At 53.3% G+C, this 23,976-nt stretch carries 14 protein-coding genes, 2 tRNA genes and 7 pseudogenes; 19 read left to right on the forward strand and 4 right to left on the reverse strand.

What is annotated here, in order from left to right:
* Positions 1 to 286: 286 nt before the first annotated feature.
* From JCM12539_RS01080 to JCM12539_RS01140, 15 genes and pseudogenes are all read left to right on the forward strand, one after another.
* Positions 287 to 1,231: a magnesium transporter CorA family protein gene (locus JCM12539_RS01080; protein WP_054648586.1), complete on the forward strand. Its 945-nt coding sequence runs from the start codon at positions 287 to 289 to the stop codon at positions 1,229 to 1,231.
* A 15-nt stretch (positions 1,232 to 1,246) separates the two neighbouring features.
* Positions 1,247 to 1,756, forward strand: a complete 510-nt coding sequence (locus JCM12539_RS01085) for a tRNA (cytidine(34)-2'-O)-methyltransferase (RefSeq protein ID WP_054648588.1) — start codon at positions 1,247 to 1,249, stop codon at positions 1,754 to 1,756.
* 1,155 nt (positions 1,757 to 2,911) lie between these two features.
* A pseudogene (locus JCM12539_RS01090) lies at positions 2,912 to 4,845 on the forward strand (DNA translocase FtsK); the annotation flags it as partial.
* Positions 4,846 to 4,869: 24 nt separating this feature from the next.
* Positions 4,870 to 5,640 (forward strand): peptidase M16 family protein, encoded by a 771-nt coding sequence (locus tag JCM12539_RS15440; protein ID WP_225350160.1) that lies wholly within the window; start codon positions 4,870 to 4,872, stop codon positions 5,638 to 5,640.
* A 26-nt stretch (positions 5,641 to 5,666) separates the two neighbouring features.
* Positions 5,667 to 6,122 (forward strand): annotated as a pseudogene (locus tag JCM12539_RS15445) (M16 family metallopeptidase); the annotation flags it as partial.
* Entirely contained in the window at positions 6,122 to 6,460 is a 339-nt protein-coding gene (locus tag JCM12539_RS13700; protein ID WP_225350162.1) for a hypothetical protein, read from the forward strand. The pseudogene JCM12539_RS15445 and the gene JCM12539_RS13700, both read left to right, overlap by 1 nt.
* Positions 6,436 to 7,428 carry an EF-P 5-aminopentanol modification-associated protein YfmH gene (gene yfmH / locus JCM12539_RS01100; protein WP_225350171.1) on the forward strand — a complete coding sequence of 331 codons (993 nt, stop codon included), beginning with the start codon at positions 6,436 to 6,438 and terminating at the stop codon, positions 7,426 to 7,428. Before JCM12539_RS13700 ends, yfmH begins: the two co-directional genes overlap by 25 nt.
* Positions 7,425 to 8,150: an elongation factor P 5-aminopentanone reductase gene (gene ymfI / locus JCM12539_RS01105; RefSeq protein WP_054648591.1), complete on the forward strand. Its 726-nt coding sequence runs from the start codon at positions 7,425 to 7,427 to the stop codon at positions 8,148 to 8,150. The genes yfmH and ymfI overlap by 4 nt, the downstream gene beginning before the upstream one ends.
* 97 nt (positions 8,151 to 8,247) lie before the next feature.
* Entirely contained in the window at positions 8,248 to 9,171 is a 924-nt protein-coding gene (locus JCM12539_RS01110) for a helix-turn-helix domain-containing protein (RefSeq protein ID WP_054648592.1), read from the forward strand.
* A gap of 141 nt (positions 9,172 to 9,312) precedes the next feature.
* Positions 9,313 to 9,890: pseudogene (gene pgsA, locus JCM12539_RS01115) on the forward strand (CDP-diacylglycerol--glycerol-3-phosphate 3-phosphatidyltransferase).
* Between the two features lie 254 nt (positions 9,891 to 10,144).
* Positions 10,145 to 11,419 carry a competence/damage-inducible protein A gene (locus JCM12539_RS01120; RefSeq protein ID WP_054648595.1) on the forward strand — a complete coding sequence of 425 codons (1,275 nt, stop codon included), beginning with the start codon at positions 10,145 to 10,147 and terminating at the stop codon, positions 11,417 to 11,419.
* Between the two features lie 57 nt (positions 11,420 to 11,476).
* A complete protein-coding gene (gene recA / locus JCM12539_RS01125; RefSeq protein ID WP_054648597.1) occupies positions 11,477 to 12,580 on the forward strand; it encodes a recombinase RecA in 1,104 nt (367 codons plus the stop codon).
* 320 nt (positions 12,581 to 12,900) lie between these two features.
* Positions 12,901 to 14,471 (forward strand): annotated as a pseudogene (rny, locus tag JCM12539_RS01130) (ribonuclease Y).
* A 377-nt stretch (positions 14,472 to 14,848) separates the two neighbouring features.
* Entirely contained in the window at positions 14,849 to 15,901 is a 1,053-nt protein-coding gene (locus JCM12539_RS01135; RefSeq protein ID WP_054648599.1) for a DUF4097 family beta strand repeat-containing protein, read from the forward strand.
* A 139-nt stretch (positions 15,902 to 16,040) separates the two neighbouring features.
* A complete protein-coding gene (locus tag JCM12539_RS01140; protein ID WP_054648601.1) occupies positions 16,041 to 16,331 on the forward strand; it encodes a hypothetical protein in 291 nt (96 codons plus the stop codon).
* 68 nt (positions 16,332 to 16,399) lie between these two features.
* Here JCM12539_RS01140 and JCM12539_RS01145 read toward each other — a convergent pair.
* Positions 16,400 to 17,047 (reverse strand): annotated as a pseudogene (locus tag JCM12539_RS01145) (VTT domain-containing protein).
* A 152-nt stretch (positions 17,048 to 17,199) separates the two neighbouring features.
* Positions 17,200 to 18,254: pseudogene (locus JCM12539_RS14965) on the reverse strand (NAD(P)/FAD-dependent oxidoreductase).
* Positions 18,255 to 19,496: 1,242 nt separating this feature from the next.
* Between JCM12539_RS14965 and JCM12539_RS14920 the strand changes: the two are divergent.
* Positions 19,497 to 20,089 (forward strand): annotated as a pseudogene (locus JCM12539_RS14920) (peptidylprolyl isomerase).
* Between the two features lie 62 nt (positions 20,090 to 20,151).
* Here JCM12539_RS14920 and JCM12539_RS01165 read toward each other — a convergent pair.
* Together JCM12539_RS01165 and JCM12539_RS01170 are read right to left on the reverse strand one after the other, a co-directional pair.
* Positions 20,152 to 20,523, reverse strand: coding sequence for a CvfD/Ygs/GSP13 family RNA-binding post-transcriptional regulator (locus JCM12539_RS01165; protein WP_054648607.1), 372 nt, complete (start codon positions 20,521 to 20,523; stop codon positions 20,152 to 20,154).
* 89 nt (positions 20,524 to 20,612) lie between these two features.
* Positions 20,613 to 21,260, reverse strand: a complete 648-nt coding sequence (locus tag JCM12539_RS01170) for an NAD(P)-dependent oxidoreductase (protein WP_054648609.1) — start codon at positions 21,258 to 21,260, stop codon at positions 20,613 to 20,615.
* Positions 21,261 to 21,358: 98 nt separating this feature from the next.
* On the opposite strand from JCM12539_RS01170, the gene JCM12539_RS01175 reads away from it, so the two are divergent.
* From JCM12539_RS01175 to JCM12539_RS01185, 3 genes are all read left to right on the forward strand, one after another.
* Positions 21,359 to 21,430, forward strand: a tRNA-Glu gene (locus tag JCM12539_RS01175).
* 4 nt (positions 21,431 to 21,434) lie between these two features.
* Positions 21,435 to 21,507: transfer RNA gene (locus JCM12539_RS01180), tRNA-Thr, on the forward strand.
* A 922-nt stretch (positions 21,508 to 22,429) separates the two neighbouring features.
* Entirely contained in the window at positions 22,430 to 23,905 is a 1,476-nt protein-coding gene (locus tag JCM12539_RS01185) for a peptide MFS transporter (RefSeq protein WP_054648611.1), read from the forward strand.
* Positions 23,906 to 23,976: the final 71 nt, after the last annotated feature.

Consider the following 23,976-nt stretch of genomic DNA (forward strand, 5'->3'; position numbering starts at 1 on the left):
TTTTCCGGGCAGGCTTGAAATCGCGGCGGAAACACGCCCGCACTTGGCGGGTTGTAGCCTTCGCCCTAGCAGTGGATTACCATGGAGTACCCCACGTAAGCCGCAGCTCACCGGTTCGGCCAACGCTGCCGTCAGCCACCACCGTAGCAACCTACGGCGTAGGGCACGTAAGCCGCAGTCCCAAAGGCCACCCGCGCGTTCAACCCACCACAAGGCTGTTGCCACCTGACTTTTCCACCTGGGTGCCGTACAATTGGTGTATCAATCTTTTCGAGGAGGACACGCAATGTTGGACGTATATCGGCGCAATGCGGCTGGGTCGTTGTACCCTGTCAAAACCATTGCGCCTGGAACGTGGATCAATGTGGTTGCCCCAGATGCCGACGAGCGTACGCGTCTATTGCATGAGGCGCACGTGCCGGAAGACTTTCTATTGTATGGGCTCGACCCTGATGAGGGGGCCCGGTTTGAGTTCGACGAGGACAACGACAGTGGCCTGATTATTTACGATATGCCGACGGTGGTCGCCCACGAACACCAACGGTACAGTTACAAGACCATCCCGCTAGCGATGATCATCACGCCCGACTGCATTGTGACTTTGCATGATGAGCAGGTGCCGCTTCTACAAATGTTTGTGGAGGGTAAAATTGCAGGTTTCAACCCGGCGCGCGGGATGCTGGCGGTGCTGCAGATGATGTACCAGGTCAGCGTTAGTTACTTGGCGTACCTGCGTGACATGAACAAGGAACGTGAACGGACGGAGGCAAAGTTGCAGAAGACGCTACGCAACGAGGATCTGTACGGATTGATGGGTATCCAGCGCAGCTTGGTCTACTTCATGATGAGTTTGAGGACGAATAAAAATGTGCTGGATAATCTTGGTCGGACCCACCAGCTGGGTTTGGCGGAGGATGAACAGGATTTGTTGGAAGACATCGGCATTGAAATCCAGCAGGCTACGGAGATGTCGCAGATTAGTAACTCCATTATTAAAGAAACTGCGGATACATACTCATCCATCATTAGTAATAACATGAACAGCGTGATGAAGTTCCTAACGAGTTACTCCATTATTTTGACAATTCCCACCCTGGTCTTCTCTTTTTATGGCATGAACGTGGCGTTACCGTTCTCCCATTCGGCGCTCAGTTGGGCCATCACAATCTTTATATCCGTTATCATTGCGGCCGCAATCAGCATTGATTTTTGGCGGCACAAATATTTTTAAAAGGAAGTAACAACATTGACGAATCATATTGTTTTATACCAACCAGAAATACCACAAAATACCGGGAACATTGCGCGGACGTGCGTGGGTACTGGGGCAATTTTGGATATCATCAAGCCGATGAAGTTTGAAATTAATGACCACAACGTCAAGCGGGCCGGTTTGGACTACTGGGATAAACTGCAGCTAGTGTTTCATGATAGTCTGGAAGACTTTATGGCAACGGTGCAGGACCGTGACCGCCTGCATTTGATTACAAAGTTTGCCGACACCACGTATTCGGACCGCGATTTATCGGCGACCGACGGGGAGCAGTACTTCATGTTTGGCAAAGAAACGACGGGGTTGCCGGAACCATTCTTACGAGAATATGCGGACCGGTGTTTGCGGATTCCCATGACTGACGGCATCAGGGCGTTGAACCTATCCAACTGCGCCGCGCTAGTCATCTACGAAGCGCTGCGGCAACAAAACTTTGCGGGGCTGGAACGAGTACACGCCTACCCACACGACAAACTCAAGTAAACGTACGTCCGGGCGTTACCAACCACTGGTAGCGCTCATTTTTGTCGTGGGAGTATGGTGGCGGGGCATAACCGGGGTTGCGGCTTACGCGACCTGCGCCGCTATTGCTTCACCCGCACGCTCCAGCCCGTTCCGGGCTTCCCACGAATAATTGCGCCTGAGAAAAATCACTCAGGCGCAATTATTTGCCGCTGTACGTCAATAAGTGCCAGTAAGTGTTGACGCACAACTGGCACTAATTTCCAACAGCGCTTCGGGGTCGTAGCAACAGCGTCTCCGGTCACGACGCCTTCACCCCGGTTAGGCGCCACTGTCGCAGGACCACCCCCAATTGTACGTAAACTTGACAGTGAGTGGTTGGCGGCGGGGATAAATGTAGGCGACTGGGCCGGAACGGGGGCCGCTGTCAGGGGGCTTGCCGCCGTTGGAGCCGCAGGCGACTTACGGCGCGACGAATTCCAAGATTGGCCGGTGGTTTTTCCGGACAAGCTTGGAATCGCGCCGGAAACCGGCCGGGGTTTGCCGGTTGTAGGCTTCGCCCTAACAGCGGCCACCGTGGAGTGCCCACCAAGCCGGAATTTATCTCCGCCGCCAACCCCGCACCGTTGAATGCGACAGTGGGCGCGAAGTCTTGTATAATCGATTAGAGAAATGGGGGCACTAAGCATGGCAAACAGACGCCGCAAAACAACTACTGCACGAAAATCGACCACCAAGCGCACAGCTGGCGGGGAATACACACTTAATTGGGTAGGGGCAATTCTACTACTTGTGAGCGTGCTGACCGCGACCCAGCTGGGCCTCGTTGGTGTCACCTTTGCCAACATGTTACGGATTGTTGTCGGCGATACCTTTGTGGTCGCGGCCTGGCTTCTCGCTATCCTGGGTGCGTGGCTGCTGTTTACCGGCAAGATGCCGCGGATTAAGCGCCGCGTCTGGTGGGGCGTCGCCGTTTTATACGTCGGTGTGCTTCTATGGCTAACGGCCTCGACCATGAACCAGTTAGCGGTACATAGCCACTTTATGTCGGCGTCGTGGACCATTTTGAAGGCCGACTTCCAGCAGCTGACTACCGCCAATCCGATTGGTGGTGGACAAATTAGCAGCGCCATTTATACTTTGACGTACGCCCTAGTGTCTTCGCTGGGCTCCTTCATTGTGGCCGGGATTGCCATCCTCGCCGGCGTAATGATTTTTCTCGGCGTCACGCCCGCACAGTTATTCGACGCGTTGCAAAGCTTTGGTGCGTGGATTGCTGAGGGCGGTCGTCGAATCCGTGATACCTATGTCAACTGGCGTGATGAGCATGACGCCCAGGCCGATGATGACGATGCGGCGGATAAACGTAACGCCAGCCGCAAGCAAAAACGTGCTGAGGCTCAGGCGCGTAAGGCGGACAAAGCCGCTGCTGGTAGTACCGACAAACCTTTACCAACTCCGCATGATCACGACGAACCATTGGTCGGACAGGTTGATAGTCCCGTTGCGGACGACGATTTTCACATCAACGTGCCGTCCTCTGCGGCCCCGACGAGCAAAGTTGCACCCAGCATGACGGTGCCAACACCGGCCGCCTCCGAGCACGCGCAGGATGAACACGCCGAGCAACTGTCTTACGACGACGCCTTTGCCCAAACTGGTGAACCCACCGATGATTACCAACTGCCATCGGTCGATTTATTGTCCCAGCCGCAGCCGGTTGACCAGTCGGAAGAATTAAGTGACATTCAGAAGAACCGTACCAAACTGGAGGCAACCTTCAAGAGCTTCGGCGTGGACGTCACCGTGAAGTCTGCCAGTCTCGGTCCTTCCATTACTAAGTATGAAATTGAGCCCGCAGTAGGGGTGAAGGTATCCAAAATTGTGAACCTGACCGACGACTTGGCCCTCGCGTTAGCGGCGAAGGACATTCGTATTGAGGCCCCGATTCCGGGTAAAAGTTTGATTGGGATTGAGGTACCTAACGCCCACGTGGCGACCGTTGGGTACCAGGAAGTATTCTCTGCAGTCAAGCAACACCCGAACAAACCGTTGGTGGTGCCGCTGGGTAAGACCGTTACTGGTGAAATTGTCACTAGCGACCTGGCCAAGATGCCGCACCTACTGATTGCGGGGGCCACTGGCTCGGGTAAATCAGTGATGATTAACGTCATTATTACCAGCCTGTTGATGACCACCAAGCCAACGGATGTACGGATGATGCTGATTGACCCTAAGAAGGTGGAGCTGTCCATTTACGACGGTATTCCGCACTTGCTAGCCCCAGTAGTGACTGAGGCCAAGCGGGCGCCGGCGGCTTTGAATAAAATCCTCAAGGAAATGGAACGGCGTTACGAGGCCTTCTCGGCTGCCGGCGTCCGGAACATGGAGGAGTTTAACCGCAAAGTCAACCAGGATCCGGACGGCAATGTGCCTAAGATGCCGTTCATTGTGGTCATTATTGACGAATTGGCCGACTTAATGATGGTGCTGGTTCCGAAGTCGAAACCGCCATTATTCGGATTGGCCAGATGGCCCGGGCCGCCGGTATTCACATGATTATTGCGACTCAACGGCCATCCGTTGACGTTATCACTGGTCTCATCAAGGCCAACATCCCGTCCCGGATTGCCTTTGCCGTGTCCAGTGGGGTTGACTCCCGAACCATCCTGGATATGAACGGTGCGGAAAAGTTGCTGGGTCGTGGGGACATGCTGTACGACCCAATTGATATGAACAAACCACAGCGAGTCCAGGGCGCGTACATCCCGTCGGCCGACGTGGAAGCCATCGTGAAGTTTATTACCGACCAGGTGGCCCCGGCTTACGATGAATCGATGATCCCGACTGCTGAGGATGAGCAACCTGACGATCAGGGCGATGCTGAGGACGACCTCTTCGACGAGGCGTTGGCCTTCGTCGCCCAGAAGCAGGGAGCCAGCACTTCGATGCTCCAGCGACGTTTCCGGATTGGTTATAACCGGGCCGCCCGGTTAATTGACGACTTGGAGAATCGCGGCTACATTGGGCCTAGTCAGGGGAGCAAACCCCGGCAGGTTTTTGCCAAGCCTGCGGATGATCAGGGCGACAAGGATGGTCAAAGCGAATAACGTGGCCTAATAAAGGAGAATAGTTTGCGAACAAAAATTACTGATGGTGTGTACCTTAACGTAATTGAATCTAATCAATTTAAAACTACCCGCATTAACGTCCAGTTTTTGGCCCCGTTACGGGCACAGCAAAGTGGGCGGCGTGCGTTGCTCACCAGCGTGCTGGAAACTAACAGTGCCGATTACCCCACGCAGGACCAACTATCTGCCCGTCTGGAAGAGATGTACGGTGCCAGCTTCGGCTTTGGCGTTGCGCGTGAAGGCGCGGTGCACCGGATGGGGGCGGCGATCAGCGTGCTGAATGATCAGTACACCGACCATTCACTGCTACCAGACGCCTTTGCTTTCCTGCAATCCGTATTAATGCGGCCGTTGATGGCGGGTGACACGCTGGATCCCGCAACCGTCGAACGTGAGCGGGATAATATGCTCATGTACTTGGCGTCGTTAAAGGAGGACCGGGGCACCCAGGCGGCCTTGGCGTTACAACACAGTTACTTCGATGATGCCGTTCAGGCCGCCCCTAGCTTTGGGGAGCCCGAAGATATTGACGGTATTGACCCCGCAACGTTGACCGCTGTTTATCACGATGCCATTGCCCATGACGCGATTGAAATCATTGTGTTGGGGCCGGTCACGGTTGATACCGTGATGCCGTTGGCAAAACAACTGGGATTTGCGGCGCGCACGGTCGAACTGAGCACGGGTTACGACCAACCAGTGCAGTTGCCGGTACGGCGCGTCCACGAGCAGGCGGCGGTGCAACAGGCAAAGCTAAACTTGGCTACCACGTAGAGAGTGACGATTGCGGGCCCCAGTACTTTGCCAGCATGGTAGCTAACCAGCTATTTGGTGGCTCACCGCTATCACTGCTTTTCCGGAACGTACGGGAAAAGGCGAGCCTGGCCTACTTTGCTAGCTCCAGCCTGAACCAGCGGCGTCATTTCATGATGGTTCAAACTGGAATTGAAGCTGAGAATCGCTCGGCCGCCGAGGCGCTCATCGCGGAGCAACTGGCTACCGTGGTACGCGGCGACTTTACGGATGAAATGCTCCGGACCATTAAGGACGAAATTTTGAACGGTCGGGAATCAGCGCTGGACAGCCAGCGGTTCCTGATGAATCAAGCGTTAACCGCAGCACTACAGCCAGCAGCGGCAATTGATCTAGCGACCTTTAGTGCGCGGGTCGAGGCCGTTACGCGGGAAGACGTGGCTGCAGCGGCCGCCACGTTCAAGCTCCAGGCGGTGTACTTTCTTGATGGGGAGGAACAATAATGGACGATTCGACCAAACAGTATGCGGACGCGGGTGAGTCCCTACGGCGGGTGACCCTACCTAACGGGTTACGGTTGCAGTTGGTAGTCAAGCCCGATTATCACAAGACCTACGCTGTGTTCACCACTAATTTTGGGGCGGTGGATGATCAGGTGCGGTTGCAGGCTGATGCTGAACCCGTGGTTGTGCCCGCGGGGACGGCGCACTTTCTGGAACACAAACTTTTTGACAAAGCTGACTATGACGCCTTCGACCTGTTTGGGGCCAGTGGGCGTCCGCGAACGCCTTTACTAGCGCCACCAAGACCAACTACCTGTTCTCAACCACGCGTAACGTGATGCACAACGTGGAAATCCTGCTCGACTTTGTCCAGGATCCGTACTTTACGGACGCGACGGTGGCCAAGGAGCAGGGGATTATTGGTCAGGAAATTCAGATGTACGACGATGATCCCGGTTGGCGTGCTTATACCAGCGTGTTGGCCAACCTGTACCCGAACCACCCGTTGAGTCAAGACATTGCGGGCACGGTGGCGTCGATTAGTGAGATCACGCCCGATATTCTCCGGGCAATGCATGCCGCTTTTTACCACCCGACCAACATGGTCTTAACGGTAGTCGGCAACTTTGACGCCGATGAACTGATCCGGGTAGTGGCTGACAACCAGGCGGGCAAAGCTGAAGTCGTTGCTCCACAAGATCGCATCACCCACAGTGATTATGATTTGAGTGTGGTTCAGCCGTATAGTGTGAAGCGGATGGACATCGTGCGGCCCAAGGGCTACGTTGGCCTTAAGGGTGCCACGTCGATTGGTGAGGACGCCGCGGGGTTGCGGTTGGAGCTCGCCACGCGGTTATTCCTGGAACTCATCTTTGGTGATTCAGGCCACACGTACGCTGACTGGTACGACACGGGTGTGATTGATGATACCTTTGGTTACGAATTTACCGTTGGCCGCGGGTATAACTTTGCGTTGTTTAGTGGGGATGCGACTGACCCTAACCGCATGACGAACGCCATTATGCAGGCTCTGCACGGGTTTGAGGATAATCCCGACGTGAATGCCGACCGGTTGGCCCGCTTGGTCAAAGCTTCATTAGGCAAGTACTTTGCGTCATTAAATTCGCTGGAGACTATTGCCAATCAGCTGGCGAGCCGAGCATTTGGTACCACCAACATGTTTGATTATCCGGCCATCATGGCGGACATGCGTCTGGACGAGGTGGTGGCCGCGGGACGGCAGCTGGTAAACGACGATGGGGTGACCATTCTGCACATGCTGCCCGCTACGGAGGAAGAGGCATGAGCACGGCGTTAATTTTAGGCGCATCCGGCGACATCGGAGCCGCTACGGCCCGCGAATTGGCGAAGCAGGGATGGAGCCTGTACCTCCACTTTCACAATAACGAGGACCGCATTAATGCGCTGACGGCTGAATTGGCTGCGGCATACCCCCATCAGGATTTCCTGACGGTACGGGCGGACCTGACCGACGTGCAGTCAGCGGACGCGATTGTGCAGCAACTTTTTAGCGTTGATGCGGTGGTGGTTGCGGCGGGGATGACGTACTACGAGTTGTTTGCCGACACGACCGTCGAGCACTTGACGAACTTGTTGCGGGTGCACCTGTTAACCCCCATGGCCGTCATCCGGCAACTACAGGACAAGTTGGCGGTCAGTGGCCACGGGCGCATCGTGTTTGTTGGGTCGGTCTACGGCGAGGCTGGTTCACCGATGGAGGTGGGCTACAGTACGGTCAAAGGGGCGCAGTCGGCCTTTGCCCACGCGTACGCCCAGGAGGTTGCCAGCCTGGGCATTACGGTGAACGTTGTGGCTCCGGGTGCGGTGGATACTAAGATGAACGCGGAGTTTGGCCGTGCGGCTTTGGATGCGGTCACGGAGGACATTCCGGCGCAACGCTTGGCCCAGCCAGCAGACATTGCGTTCTTTATCAACACTTTGATTTCAGAAAGCGCCGGTTATTTAACTGGGCAAACGTTAAACGTAACGGGCGGTTGGTTACGCTAAAAGCCTAGGGATATAACCATTTCTTAATTCAAGAAGCTGGTGCAGTATGTTAGACTTACTAGTGATGAAACTATGTAAACGGGTGAGGATATAAATTATGGACGAGATCGGCCAGAAGCTTCGTGAAGCACGATTAGAGAAGGGCTACACGCTTGACGATCTGCAGCAGATTACTAAGATTCAAAAACGCTACTTGATTGCAATTGAGGAGGGGCACTTCGACGCCCTGCCTGGCGATTTCTACGTGCGTGCGTTTATCAAGCAGTACGCCCAGGTTGTCGGACTGGATGCGGCGGCCTTGATGGAGCAGTACCAGCAGGATATTCCCGAGGTCAAGCCGGAAAACGTGGTGCCTGATCCAGAGGATAGCCCCACACGGACAACCACTAAGCCGCAAAGTCGGGGAGCTCGGTTACGGCGCTTCCTGCCGCAAATCATTATCGCGGTGGCCGCGGTGGTCATCATTGCGGTTGTGTACGGACTGACTTTAACGTCACAACGGTCAAATGATACGACCAGCGATATTCCGGTCTCTAAGTCCAGCACTAAGGATGATTCTGACAGTATTGCTTCCAGCAAGAAGTCGAGTAGCAAGAGCAGTTCTAGCAGCAGTAAGACTAGCAGTAGCTCTAGCAACAAGGCAGCGTCCAAGTCGAGCAGCAAGAAGACGACTAGCAAGAAATCAAGCAGTAAGTTTAGTATTTCTAAGCCGAGTGTCTCGGGGAGTACCCAGAACTTTACTCTGAGTCACTTCCCGAATAGTGGCAACAAGGTGACGCTTAAAGCTTCATCTGGTACCGCCTGGGTTAGTGTTAGTGTGTCCGGGACAACTACCTGGCAGGGGACGCTGGAGTCTGGCAAGTCGCATACGGTGAGCCTCGCTAGTGGTACGACCGCATTTACGGTCAGCACCGGTAACGCTCCGGCTACCAGTGTGACTATCAACGGTAAGAAGGCGGCCCTTAAGTCCAGCACAAGTGTTGTGCAGACACTCACCTTTGACGCTTCAGGCAGTAATTAATAATTGAGTAGTTTGCAGAATGGTCACGTATCGGGCGGATTGTCTGGTGCGTGACGTTCTGTTTACGGGTATAATTGCGCTGGTGGCCGGTTGCAGGTCGGGACCGGCCAATAAACGAACTTCGTTTTGGGAGGAATTTTTGTGAATTTACCGAATAAATTAACCATGATGCGCATTATTTTAATTCCCATCTTTACTCTAGTTTTAGCGTTGGGTTGGCCCATGGGTACCGTTACCTGGATGGGCACGCGGATTGCGGTGAGTGCTATCGTTGCTATGGCTATTTTCGTGGTGGCGTCCCTGACGGACTTTGCTGACGGTCAGATTGCGCGGCGGAACCACCTAGTCACGAACTTCGGCAAGTTTGCCGACCCATTGGCTGACAAACTGCTGGTCATCACGGCCTTCATTTTCCTGGCAGTGCAGGGAAGCGTTCCGGCGTGGGCGGTTGCCATTATTTTATGGCGGGAACTGGCAGTGACTGGGTTAAGGTTGTTGCTATCCAACGAGGGTGAAGTGCTGGCAGCGGCATGGCCGGGTAAGATTAAAACCACGACGCAGATGATTGCCATCATTTTGCTATTGTTGAACAACGTCGCTTTGCCGCCATCGGTTTCCCGTTGGCCCAGATTTTCTTCTACGTAGCGGTGTTCTTCACCATTTACTCGGGGGTCGAATATTTCTACAAGAACCGCGGCGTCTTTGCCGATAGTTTCTAAATTTAATCAACCGATTATGCGGTGGGTGTTATCGTAGGTTTTGAGCCCGCCATGAACAAGCTTGGGCCAGTGGACAGTTTCCGCTGGCCCAAGCTTGTTCTGGTGATGAGTACTGTTGGCAGTATTAAGGGCAAAGTGGGGGCCGTTACTGCCCAACTTGGGCAAATATGCCGACCAAAAAAAGTTTGGCCGAGGCCAAATTTAATTGTGCTAAACTAAGTGGAAATGCGAAATAACTATTCAAGGGGGTAGCCATGAACGCGGAATTAATTGCTGTAGGTACGGAAATGCTGTTAGGACAGATTGTGAACACCAACGCTGCGTATTTAGCGCGGACGTTGGCCCATCTGGGTATCGGTAGTCGGTACCAGCAGGTGGTGGGCGATAATCAAAAACGGTTAGACGGGGCGATTACCGTTGCGGAAAAGCGTAGCGATATCATCGTCCTGATGGGGGGCCTTGGCCCCACGCCTGACGATCTAACGAAGCAAACGTTGGCGGCACACTTGGGCCGCGAGTTGGTGACGGATGCCAACCACCACGATAAGTTGGTAGCCATGGCCAAGCGCAAGCAGCAGGCCCTCACGCCGAACAATTTGGTCCAAGCAATGTTGCCGTCAGGTGCGACTCCGTTAACTAATCACAACGGGTTAGCCGTGGGTGCATTTATGGAGGACGGGGGACACCGATACGTCTTGTTGCCCGGACCGCCGCGTGAATTCAAAATGATGGTGGATAAAGAGCTGGTGCCTTACTTGCGGGGCAGCAGCAACAGGTACTGGCCAGTGAAACCATGCACTTTTTTTGGTTTAGGTGAATCCGCGCTGGTCACCGAGATTGGTGACATTATCGCCGAACAAGGTAACCCAACCGTTGCACCCTACATTGGTGACTATGAGGTGGAGTTACGTTTAACCGCGCGGGCAGATAACGACGAGGACGCGCAGGCGATGATTGCACCAATGCGGACCGGGATTCTTCAGCGGATTGGTCAGTACTACTACGGGAGCGGTGATAAAACCCTTGCAGCCCACGTGGTGCATGCACTCGAAGACGCTGGGGCAACCATTACTGCGGCGGAGAGTCTAACTGCCGGGGCCTTTCAATCCGCGCTAGGTAGCGTGGCGGGAGCGTCGAACGTGCTGAACGGTGGCTTTGTGACCTATGCTCCGTCGGCCAAAGAGCAGTTGGTGGGTGTTGACGCCGACGTGATTGCGAGTGATGGTGTTGTGAGTGCCGCCACTGCCCAAGCAATGGCAACAGGGGCGCAACGAACGCTGGGTGCCGATATCGGCGTCGGTTTGACCGGCGTGGCTGGTCCCGATGGCCTGGAGGGACACCCCGCGGGTACGGTATGGATTGGCTTAGCGGTTGGTGATCACGTCACCGCCACGGAGTTTCATTTCCAGGGTAGTCGTAATGATGTCCGGGGCCGGGCGGTTAAGTCAGCATTACTCATGGTGTTACAAGCACTTAAAAAAATAAATTATTGTCGTGGGAACATTTGTTCGATTTTTGCTTGTAATTAGGTGAACTGACCGGTATGATGGTTGTAGTGATAAATGTGAAACGAAGGAGGCCGTATTGTGGCTGATAAAGGCGAAACAAAGGAACAGGCCGCACGTCAGGCGGCATTGCAGACGGCGCTAAAGAAGATTGAAAAGAACTTTGGTAAGGGTTCGATTATGCGGATGGGCGACAAGTCCGATACCCGCGTGTCGACCGTATCCTCAGGCTCCCTAGCCCTCGATAACGCTTTGGGTGTCGGCGGTTTTCCTCGTGGACGGATTATCGAAGTGTACGGACCAGAAAGTTCTGGTAAGACCACGTTGGCTTTGCATGCCGTGGCTGAGGTTCAGAAACAGGGTGGTACCGCCGCGTACATCGATGCTGAAAACGCGATGGACCCGAAATACGCTACCGCTTTGGGGGTCAACATTGACGACTTATTGCTTTCCCAGCCAGATACCGGTGAGCAGGGGCTGGAAATTGCCGATGCGCTGGTTTCTAGTGGTGCCATCGACATTCTCATTATCGATTCCGTGGCCGCATTGGTGCCACAGGCGGAAATTGATGGTGAGATGGGGGATGCGCACGTTGGGCTCCAGGCCCGCATGATGTCGCAGGCCCTGCGCAAGCTTTCCGGTCAGATTAACAAGACGAAGACGATTGCCATCTTCATTAACCAGATTCGTGAAAAGGTTGGGGTGATGTTCGGTAACCCCGAAACCACGCCTGGTGGGCGTGCTCTGAAGTTCTACGCGACCGTGCGTTTGGAAGTGCGGCGTGCGGAGCAGATCAAGGAAGACGGCGTGGTAATTGGTAACCGCACCAAGATTAAGGTTGTCAAGAACAAAGTGGCACCGCCATTCCGATTGGCTGAAGTGGACATTATGTACGGGCACGGTTTCTCCCAGACTGGTGAAATTGTCGATATGGCCGTAGATAAGGAAATTATGCAGAAGAGTGGTTCTTGGTACAGCTACGGCGAGGACCGTATTGGTCAAGGCCGTGAGAAGACCAAGAACTACCTGGATGAGCACCCCGACATGAAGGACGAGATTCGCCTCAAAGTGCGGTCTGCGTACGACATGGACGGCATGGGTGAAAGTGTCGAGGAAGAGACTGAAGAACTTGCCGGGGGTACGAAGGACAAGAAGAAGACTTCGGACCCTGAGACGTTGGTTTAGGGTACGTATAACCACGTGAAAAATGACTGATAGTCTGTGAAAGTGTTGCCGCTGAGGCAGCACTTTTTTTAATTGGATAACGGCCGCAATTATCTGCGTAATATTTTTTTTACGAAGTGGGTAACGTTGGGGTATTGCCTAGAGTACCGGGAATTTAATGCCGTTAGCGCGGCTTTGCAAGCGGTTTAATTCCCGCGGTGACGGGCTTAGAAAGTTGACACACCTATTAGACAAGGTTAAACTTAATAGCTGTAATAATCTTTAAAAATTTAAACTAGCATCTGAAATTTGCACAATTTAGATGATGCGGAGGTGAAAACGTGAGTTCAGTAACTCTGATCGCGATAGCCCTTGCCGCAATCATCGCTTTAGCTATTGGTTTAGTAATCGGTTATGCATTACGCAAAAACTGGTATGAAACCAAATTAGACCAAGCCACCGGTACGGCAACGGGTATTATCGCAGCGGCTGAAAAAGAAGCCGCAACCTTGAAGAAGGAAAAGGTTCTTGAAGCCAAGGAAGAAACGACCCGTTACCGAACCCAGGTTGAGGACGAATTAAAGGAACGGCGGAGTGAGGTCCAAAAATCCGAAAACCGCCTACTTAGTCGTGAGGAAAGCCTGGATAAGCGTGACGACACTTTGGACCGGAAGGAACAAAGCTTAACGGATCGCGATAACCACTTAAAGGATCGTGAGCAGGAATTAAACGCACGGGCAGCCAAACTCGATAAGAGTGACGAGGTGCAACGTGCCGAACTGGAGCGGATTGCCGGCCTTTCAACCGACGATGCGCGCGAGGAAATTCTTGCCCAGACTAGGAATGAGTTAGCTCATGACCAGGCACTGATGATCAAAGACAGTGAGGATGAGGCCAAGGCCACTGCTGACCGGACGGCGCGGGCAATTATTGCCGATGCCATCCAGATGAGCGCGGCGGACGTCGTTTCAGACGCCACGGTGACGGTGGTCAACCTGCCTAACGATGACATGAAGGGCCGCATTATTGGCCGTGAGGGTCGGAACATCCGTACTTTAGAGACGTTGACGGGTATTGATATTATTATCGATGACACACCAGAAACGGTGGTTCTGTCAGGCTTCGACCCGGTTCGCCGGGAAGTGGCCCGTCTGGCTTTGGAAAAACTCATTAAGGATGGACGCATTCATCCAGCACGAATTGAAGAAATGGTCGACAAGGCCCGTAAGGAAATTGACGACCAGATTCGCGAGTTTGGTGAACAGACCATCTTTGATTTGGGTATTCACAAGATGCACCCGGACCTGATTAAGATTCTCGGCCGGATGCACTATCGGACTAGTTACGGTCAAAACGTTCTGGACCACTCCGTTCAGGTTGCCAAGTTGGCGGGAGCATGGCGGCCGAATTGGGTCAGGACGAAGCTTTAGCGAAACGCGCGGGGTTATTACATGATATTGGGAAGGCGTTGGACCACGAGGTCGACGGTTCCCACGTTGAAATCGGCGTTGAAGTGGCGAAGAAGTACCATGAGCCTAAGGTCGTGATCAACACCATTGCGTCACATCACGGGGACACGGAACCAACCAGCATCATTGCGGTGTTGGTGGCGGCGGCAGATGCAATTTCTGCGGCTCGGCCGGGTGCCCGGAGCGAATCACTTGAACATTACCTCCACCGTTTGGAGAAACTGGAAGAGATTGCCAATGACTTTAAGGGCGTCGATCACAGTTATGCCATTCAGGCGGGACGTGAAATTCGCGTGGTTGTTGCTCCAGACCAGTTAACTGATGAGCAATCGGTAGTACTGGCACGTGATGTCCGTAAGAAAATTGAAGATGAACTTGAGTATCCTGGCCACATTAAGGTCACGGTTATTCGGGAAAAACGTACCGTTGAGTACGCCAAGTAGGCGGGTATACGGGACGGCGGGGGACGCGACTAGGTCGGGTCCTCTTTTTTTTAGAGAGCGGAGCAGGCCGTTTAGAAAGCAGAGTATAAGACACCAGCACCGAAAGGCCCGAACTTGGTCTTTTGGTGCTGGTGTCTTATATGTCGCTTTCTGGCTTGCGCAGCTCATTTCAATAAGCACGGATAACGCGAGAGTCCGGTAGCATTCACCGCCAGCGATAATAACGCCGTAAAGGTGCCGATCCCAAAACGTTACTTTCCTCTAAAAAAATAAACAATTCCGCAATCTCGGCCTTAGGACCCATGCACCAATTCACCCCTACATGCAATAATATAGACATCATAAAGTGTGGTTTAGTTCAGTTTGGGGGTACGCATATGAATGACCGGGAGCGCATCATTGACCTCATTAAGCGCGGTGTAATTTCCAGCGCAGAGGGCCTGACGTTACTTGAGGATATTGCAAAGCAGGGTGGCGTGACGGGCCGTTCTGGACGGACCATTGTGGTCGACTGGCATGGCGATGATGCAACCACCATGACGACGGCGGCCCGGGTCCGGCAGCATAATGAGCAGGCCGTTTTACGGGCTGAGGAAACGCGGACCCCTAACAAAGGTGCGGCTGGTACACCATCATCATCTGATGAACGTGACGAAGAGCAGGCCACTGTCGGCAAGCGACCGTTACGTTACCTTTTTCGGCGGTCGATGCGTGATGTAATTGACAACGTCGACTGGCACGACGTTGCACGGCGCCTCCCGGGTGGTCAGAACCGGCGTGGGACTAAAACCTTTGACTTTGCCGATTGTACTGCTAGCGTGTTGGCCTTTGAGGTTGCTAACGGTTCGGTACACTACCGTACGTGGGATGAGCCGGGGGTACACATCACGGCTGATGTGCGGGTCTATGGTCGGAACGATGGTGACCCAGCACAGATATTGGCTGATCGGAGCGTGATTCATGCCGACGGTGACAGCCTGTCGTTCCGCGTGCCGGACAAGCGCATTACGGTTGACCTGGACGTGCGGTTGCCGCGGCGTGAGTACGACCACTTTGATACCCAAGTACTGAATGGTGACGTGGCATTTGATGAAATCTCCGGTCAGGATTTTTACGTCAAGTTAGCGAACGGCAATTTGCGGGTGCGGTCATTAAAGGCCAGTATGTTTGAAGTGGAAAACGTGAACGGTGATATCAGCGTTCGTGATTTAGCGGCACAAGATGCCGTGATGAGCACAGTCAATGGTGATTTAACGGTCATTGGTACGGTCAACGCACTCCGCTTTCAGACGGTCAACGGCGTAGCGCGAGCGGATATGAATGCGCCGGTCGAGTCCATTACGGGAGCCTCAGTGAACGGCAACGTTGGTGTCAGCCTACCGCGCAACGCCGCACTTACGGGTCACGTGCAGACCAATTTGGCCGGCTAGTCTTTCAGGCGCATGACGTACCAAACCCGGAAAACGCCCGTCAAGTTGACCTTAACCGCTCGGGCGAAAAGTCGGGTAACCTGTCACTGAGCACGGGTGCTGGGGATATATTAATCTTTGATAATTAGGAGGGACGACGATGCCAATTCTTGGCTGTTTAGCGGCAATTATTATCTTCATCATAGTTGCGGCAATTATCAGTATTTTTGCGAGCGTGGCCTGGTTTCTCATTGAGTTTATTGCGTTACCGTTACTGGTGGTGATGTTAATCGTTTGGCTGATAACTAGTCTAACGGGTGGCGGACGTCATCAAGACCGCCCCGGGCCAAGGAATGACGATCCGGGCTGGCGGGACGATGGCGACTACTCGCAGGGACCGCGACGAGAAGTGCATAACTTGAATGATGATGACGACGAACCAAAACAGTAATTAAAATGACCAGGATGCTATCCGCTCAACGGGTGGCATCCTGGTCATTTACTTTATTGATTGTTGAATTAATTTGCAGCTTTGTGGCGTGCACCGCGAATCGCGGACACCATCATCGGGATTAGTGAAACGATGATAATCCCAATCACGACAAGGCTAAAGTGCTCCTTGACGACAGGGTAGTTACCAAACCAGAATCCTGCAGCGCAGCAAAGTGTCACCCAGGAGACCGCTCCTAGTAGGTTGTACGGTAGAAAACGCCGGTAGGCCATAGTCGAGCTACCCGCGACAAAGGGGATGAAGGTGCGGATGATGGGCATGAAGCGGGCAATCGTGATGGTAAATCCACCCATACGGTCGAACAAACCTTCCGCCTCGTGCAATTTTTCCTCGTTGATAAAACGGCCAAAGAACTTACTATTCACGGCGGCTTTGCCTAAGCCTTAGCCACGTGGAAATTCAACGAATCACCAAGGATGCAGGCCGCCAAAAAAAAGGAAGACGAAGAGCCAAATATTGAGGTGATAGACCGAGTTGGCGGCAAGGGCGCTAGCGGCAAATAGCAGCGAATCGCCGGGCAAGAACGGCAGGATGATGGCCCCTGTTTCGATAAAGATGATGGCAAACAGGATGGCGTAAGTCCAACCGCCGAATTGGTTGACGATGTTTACGAGGTGCGCGTCAATGTGAATCACGAAATCAATGAGTGTTGACATTTTTTTTCCTCCCAGATTTGATACTACCATCTGATTGTACACGAAGTTTGGTGGCGGAGGGAGTTAAGTTTTGGTAAGAGCGGCTGGGATGGGGTGATTTCAGTCCGTGGTCGCGTGGTTGGGGGGCCTACCCGCCAGTCGATTACCCGCTACTACTGGCCAATGACCGCTGCAGAGTGTGGCGGCTGGCGGAGGTCCGGATGAATGGTCCGGAGGGCGGCGTCCACCGCGATGGGTGCCTCACCGAATGCGTTCGCAATCAGTTTAACTTTGCCGGGATAAGTGACAACATCCCCGATTGCAAACACTCCGGGGCGCGACGTCTGGTATAGACGGTCGACCGCAACCTGGTTGTGTTCCAGGCTCAGGTCCCAGCGCCGTAGCTGCTTATTGTCGCTAGCAAAGCCGTAGTTGACCAGGAGACGGTCGACCACCAGCTGCTCGTGTTGGTCACCGTGGATGGGGCGCAGGTCGATGGCGAGTTTGCCGGTTGCTGTGGTGTCCAGTGCATTAATGACAAAGGGGGTGTGGATGGCCACGGCACTTTGTTGCAACTGGGCAACGCTGCTCTCTAGTCCACGAAACTGTTGCGTCGGTGAATGAGGTGTACGGATGATGCCTGGTCGACCAGTGCTAGGGCCCAGTCGATTGCGGAATCACCGCCCCCGCAATTGCAATATCTTGGCCCTGCAAGGCTGCCAGGTCGCGCACCGTGTAGATGATGCGGTCGCCGTCCCAGTCGGTGGGGTAGTCAACGGCCAGACGCCTAGGGGCAAAGGCGCCGCCACCTGTGGCAATCAGCACGGTCTGCGTGGCAATCGGCTCGTGATTCGTTTGCAACACATAGCCGTGAGGATTAGCCGCAGACGTCGGTGTGTCTGCATCGACTTTGATCCAATCGATATCTAGGTTGCTATCCGTGGCGGGAATGATGCCATCAACACGCGTATCAAACCGGACTTTGGGGTGGAAGTGATCCATCTGCGCGCTTAAACGCGCCGTTAGGTCCACACCGTTAATACCGTCAATGCCGGCAATATCGTAAATCATTTTTTTGTGGGTACTGGGTTGCCGGCTGGCCGCCAAGTTCGCCCGTGCTTTCTACTAGTAAAACGTCCGCTCCACGCATGCTGGCGTAAAAAGCCGCGAACATGCCTGCGGGGCCGCCGCCGATAATGGTTAATTCGTATTGATGTAACATGATCATTATCCTTTCTATATACCTGACCAGTGTACACACTATCTGCGCGCGCCGCTAGTTTTTCCCCATACTTTTAGTTAGTGCTTACGAAATGGTGGGGATGTTGGTACGTGGTGGTTCCGGCAAATAGGGCTTAATCCGTGGTCGGAGCTGAGAGCCTCACGCTCCGGCCGTACCGGCCTCCCGCGAATGATGTAACTCGAGCAAAAACCGCTCGATTTCCATCATTTGATTCTGTACGTCGCTTCGCTCCAACAGAACTACGGGTATACAGCCGCCACGGATTAAGCCTATTTGCCTACACCACCACGTACCAACTTCATCATTGGTTTACCATCCATTGTGATAATTGCAGTTCCTTAGAGTGTGATTATTTGCCCTGATTGTTAGTAAATCTGGCACTGATATCAAAGTTATGGTCACGACATTAAGATAGCCGATTGTTTGTTGCTAAAAATATTGTGGGGTTCATAGCAGGGTGAATTGGTCGGTGGGCTGAGCCGACTGGAACGGTGATTGCTGCTATTGGCTGGTCGTACTGGCGTGGTGGCTCCGGTTGAGCGGCTGGTCTCCGCGACCACGCTAGTACGACCAACGTTAGATGTTGATCCTTATGTTTACGAAGGAGTTTACAGCCCTAATTGAAATAGTAGAACAGCCCCAGACAAATCTGTAGTGCATATTCGCGTGATTACTGGAGTTTATTCTGGTACGCGTTCGGTCAGGTAACGTATTGGTATAGGATTAGGCTCATGAGATTAGAGACCACGAACTATCGGGAACCCGCGGGTGGCCTTTGGCACGGAGGCCTCATGTGCGGGCACAAGTAGCAGGAGGCCGCGTCGGTCGGACCGGTGGGCGGAGGCGTGTGGGGTCGGAATGGTAACCACTGCCGGGGTGTAACGTTCTTACGGCTTTAGCCGTTAGAACGCGACAAATTCCAAGATCGGCCGGTGGTTTTCCGGGCAGGCTTGAAATCGCGGCGGAAACTCGCCCGCACTTGGCGAGTTGCAGCCTTCGCCCTAGCAGTGGATTACCATGGAGTACCCCACGTAAGCCGTAGCTCACCGGTTCGGCCAACGCTGCCGTCAGCCACCACCGTAGCAACCTACGGCGTAGGGCACGTAAGCCTCCGTCCCAAAGGCCACCCGCGCGTTCGTACCCGCCCAGTCTTCGCCCTAGCCGTAGCCGGCGTTTTCGGGTATGATATACGGGCGCAAAGCGGTTAAGAAATTAGGGGGAATAAACATGACTTTACCACAATTAGACTTAGAGAATTATCAAGGACCAATTGCCGAGATGACCACCAACTTTGGGGTGGTGCGGATTGCACTGTTTCCAGACCAGGCACCTAGAACCGTCGAAAACTTCACCAAACTAGCGGAACAGGGTTACTACAACGGCCTGATTTTCCACCGGGTTATTCCGGACTTTATGGTCCAAGGCGGCGACCCAACCGGTACCGGTATGGGTGGCGAAAGTGCCTTTGGCGAACCGTTCGAGGACGAATTTAGTAATGAGCTGTTCAACGTGCGTGGCGCGCTATCAATGGCTAATGCTGGTCCACACACTAACGGCAGCCAGTTCTTTATCGTGCAGAACCAGCACCTCGACCAGCGCTTTGCTGGTGAGATGCGCGCTGCCGGCTACCCAGAGGAAATTGCTCAACGCTACCTGGAAGCGGGCGGTACACCGTGTTGGATCACCACCACACCGTCTTTGGTCAGGTCATGACGGGCATGGGCGTAGTGGACAGTATCGCCGGTGTGAAGACTAACAACGCTGATAAGCCGCTGGAGGACGTGACTCTGGATCGGGTTGATATTATTACGGCCGAGTAGCTATCCGTTAACCACAAAAACCGCCGCAGATTGTGCGGTGTTTGTGGGTTGGTTCCCGGATATTACTCCTGGTCAATGCGGTGCAGTGCTTCGCGGACCCAGCCGTCTAGTCTGTCGGCGATGGGTTTAAAGCCGTTATGCACCTTGCGGCTCGTCCAGTAGTGTTTACGGCGCCGGTGCTCACTCAATGGGCCTGGGTTTTGTAGGGCGCGCAGCGAAAGGCTAATCTTACCGCTGTACTCATCGATGTCGAGAATAATGACCTCTAGTTGCTCACCAATGTGAAACATGTCTTCCAGGCCCTTAACAAAGCCGTGGCGACACTCAGAAATGTGAATCAGTCCCTGTGTGTGTGGGTCGAGCGCAATAAACACGCCGTACGCTTGAATACCGGTAACCTTACCCGTGACAATATCGCCAATTCGATAGTCCATAGGTTACACTTCATTTCCTGATTATTCCGTATCAGTATAACCTAACCCGGTATCAAAAGCCTAGTCATTAACCGATAAAAATGCTTGCATTATTCAGCATCACGGGCGGTGAAGCGTTCCTGGGTGTGCCGTGGCTGCTCAATTTCATCCATGAGTGCAAGCGCCAGATTACCACTAGTGAGGTGTGAACGTCCTTGTGTATCGACCAGCAAAGTGTCTTTGCCCGCCACGTAATCCGTTGCCGGACCAGGCGCAAAGGTCATGGACGGGGAGATGCCCACCCAGTTGACGTTGCTGACGTGGCGCAGAAAGTCGAGTTCGGCAGCCTGCTGGCGCGGTGTGTTGATGATGCCAGCCAGCTCAGGATTTTGCTCCATTTTGCTGAGGACGGTGCCGCCGTCAGGGTGTTGCAGACTACCCGCGCCCAAAATGAAGGCAACCCGTGTGGTGGTGATGTTCCGGAGCTGCGCAATCAGGTGGGTGGCTAAGTCGACGTGTAAGTAGGCGTGGTCTGGACTGGTGCTGAAGGCGTCAATCACTACATCGAAGCGGGTCAGCACGGGCGCGGTTAGGGTAAAGGCATCAGCCTTCACAATGCGGGCGTTGGTGTTGTCCCCCAAAACAACGGCACGTTCTGGGTGACGCACAAAGCCGGTGACCTCGTGGCCGCGGCGCTCCGCTTCGTGAACGAGGGCGGTGCCGGCATGGCCGGTGGCCCCGATAATTGCAATACGCATAATTTTCTCCCTTCGAAAAACTTTTTTTGGTGAAAATGTGGGCAAAGGGGCTGGACAACAACGCAGTGACTCCGTATAATCTATTTTGTTGCTTAGATGGCCCGTTGGTCAAGTGGTTAAGACACCGCCCTTTCACGGCGGTAACATGGGTTCAAATCCCGTACGGGTCATCATGCCATCTTAGCTCAGTCGGTAGAGCATCTCCCTCGTAAAGAGAAGGTCGCTGGTTCGATTCCAGTAGATGGCATTTTGCGGGTCATTCCCGCCAACAGTTAAGGCTCCACGTTGATTAGTCAGCGTGGGGCTTTTTTTTAGAGAGTGGAGCAGGCCGGTTAGAAAGCAGAGTATAAGTTACTAGCATTGAAAGGCCCGCACTTGGCCTTTTGGTGCTAGTAGCTTATACGTCGCTTTCTGGTCTGCGCAACTCGTTTAGAGAGTGGAGCCCCGCGTTTAGAAACTGGAGCGTAACTTGCTACGGCGGTGAAGCCCGGGTTTGGCTTCATTGCCGTAGCGGGTTACGCGCAAGTTTCTGCGGGGAGCAACTCGTTTCCATAAGCAAAGCTAACGCGGGAGCGCAATAGCGTTCACCTCTAAATAGAATATCCACACGGCTAACCTTGAAATGCTAGTAGTTTACACGGGGCCTGGTAGCCTGTAAAACCGCATTTTTGCATGCAAGAACAGTCACCATTAATGATGTTCCTTTGTACATACTAGATCTGCTGAACATTCTTATAGAAGTTGTTTGACGTCAACGTTATTGTGGATCCAATCGTTGGTGCGTGAGCGCTAAATGAGCGTTTATGAGTATCGTCCACGTGTCGCTTCATTTATTGCGTCCGGAATGAACACGTGTCGCTGTTTACAGTTCGATGGCAATTGTTCACGCACACTAGACGTCGCCGCGATTATTCCCGTCATATCGCGATTGTACCGAATAGTCATACACGAAAAATACATTTTTATGTAACGTGAATAATGTTGACTACTAACGTTAAATTAACGCTAATCTAACGTCATGCCACTATAAGCTCACTGCTTTTTCTAAAAACAAGGTAATATATAATTTTTGTTTGTATGCATTTTTATAAGAGTATAAAATGTTTCCATTCGCTATTTGAATTCAACTCCGGGTAATACCGGATTAATTAGCATTGGAGGATCATACCTTGAGCAAGAGCAAGCGAGATGTTGACCATGCATTCTTTGGTCAACCGCGTGGCCTCGCCACGTTAGCATTTACTGAATTCTGGGAACGGTTCAGTTACTACGGGATGCGTGCCATCCTGTTGTACTACATGATTGCCTCGCTGGAACACGGCGGGTTGGCAATGAACGCCGTGCTGGCAGCATCCATCGTTTCCATTTATGGGTCACTGGTGTACATGAGTAGTGTGCTCGGTGGCTTTGTCGCTGACCGACTATGGGGTGGACACCGCACGGTCTTTGTTGGTGGTATCTTCATCATGTTTGGGCACATTGCCCTAGCCGTCCCGGCCGGGGTTCCGGCTTTGATCATCGCCATTATCCTGATTGTGATTGGGACGGGGATGCTGAAGCCAAATATTTCCGAAATGGTTGGTGGCCTATACGGCAAGGACGATATGCGCCGTGACAGTGGGTTTAGCCTGCTGGTTATGGGCATTAACCTCGGTAGTTTCCTGTCACCCATTATCGTGGGGTGGCTGCGCCAGGAGGTTAACTACCACCTCGGCTTTTCAATTGCTGCGTTCGGGATGTTTATCGGCCTGATTATCTACATTATTGATGGTAATAAGTACCTCAATAAAGAAGATTTCCAGGCACCCGACCCAATTCAGCCAGACGAGTTGCGCCCGTTGCTCTGGAAAGTTGCTGGTCTGATTGCCGTTTTGGTCATCATTCTGGTTGCTATGGGTGTGACGGGGACGCTGACCGGTGATGGCGTCGTGAACCTAATTACGATGATCGCCATCCTGATTCCTATTTGGTACTTTGTGACCATCATTCGTAGCAAAAAGGTGACCAAGATCGAGCGGTCTCGGGTGATTTCCTACATTCCGCTGTTCATTGCTGCGGTATTCTTCTGGGCAATTGAGGAACAGGGTTCCACCGTTTTGGCGTTATTCGCACAGAACCAAACCCAGCTGACTCTGGGGAGCTTCCACATCCCGGCCAGCTGGTTCCAGAGCTTGAACCCGCTGTTCATCGTCGTGTACACACCGTTCTTTGCTTGGCTGTGGGTCCACATGGGCAAAAAGCAACCTAGCAGCCCGAAGAAGTATGTCTACGGACTGATCTTTGCGGGTCTGAGCTACTTTGCCATGATGATTCCGGTTGGGCTGTTCGGGACGTCCGCGCGCGTTTCGCCGTTATGGCTAGTGCTGTCGTGGGCCATCGTTGAGATTGCCGAGATGCTGATCTCGCCAGTCGGGTTGTCCGTGACTACGAAGCTGGCACCAAAGGCGTTCAAGTCGCAGATGATGAGTATGTGGTTCCTGGCCGATTCGGCCGCCCAGGCCATCAATGCGCAGGTGGTTAAGCTCTACACGGTGCAAACGGAATTCTGGTACTTTGCTGGTATCGGGATTGCTTCCGTGGTTCTAGCCGTCCTGCTGTTGTTCATTACGCCGCGAGTTGAGCGGCTGATGGCCGGCGTTAACTAAATGTAAAGCTTGTCACGGAGGGGTGATACTGACCAGCGTTATGGTGGTTAGTATCACCCTTTTTGCGTGGA

The sequence above is a fragment of the Lacticaseibacillus pantheris DSM 15945 = JCM 12539 = NBRC 106106 genome, from assembly GCF_001311175.1.
Classification (GTDB): Bacteria; Bacillota; Bacilli; order Lactobacillales; family Lactobacillaceae; genus Lacticaseibacillus; species Lacticaseibacillus pantheris.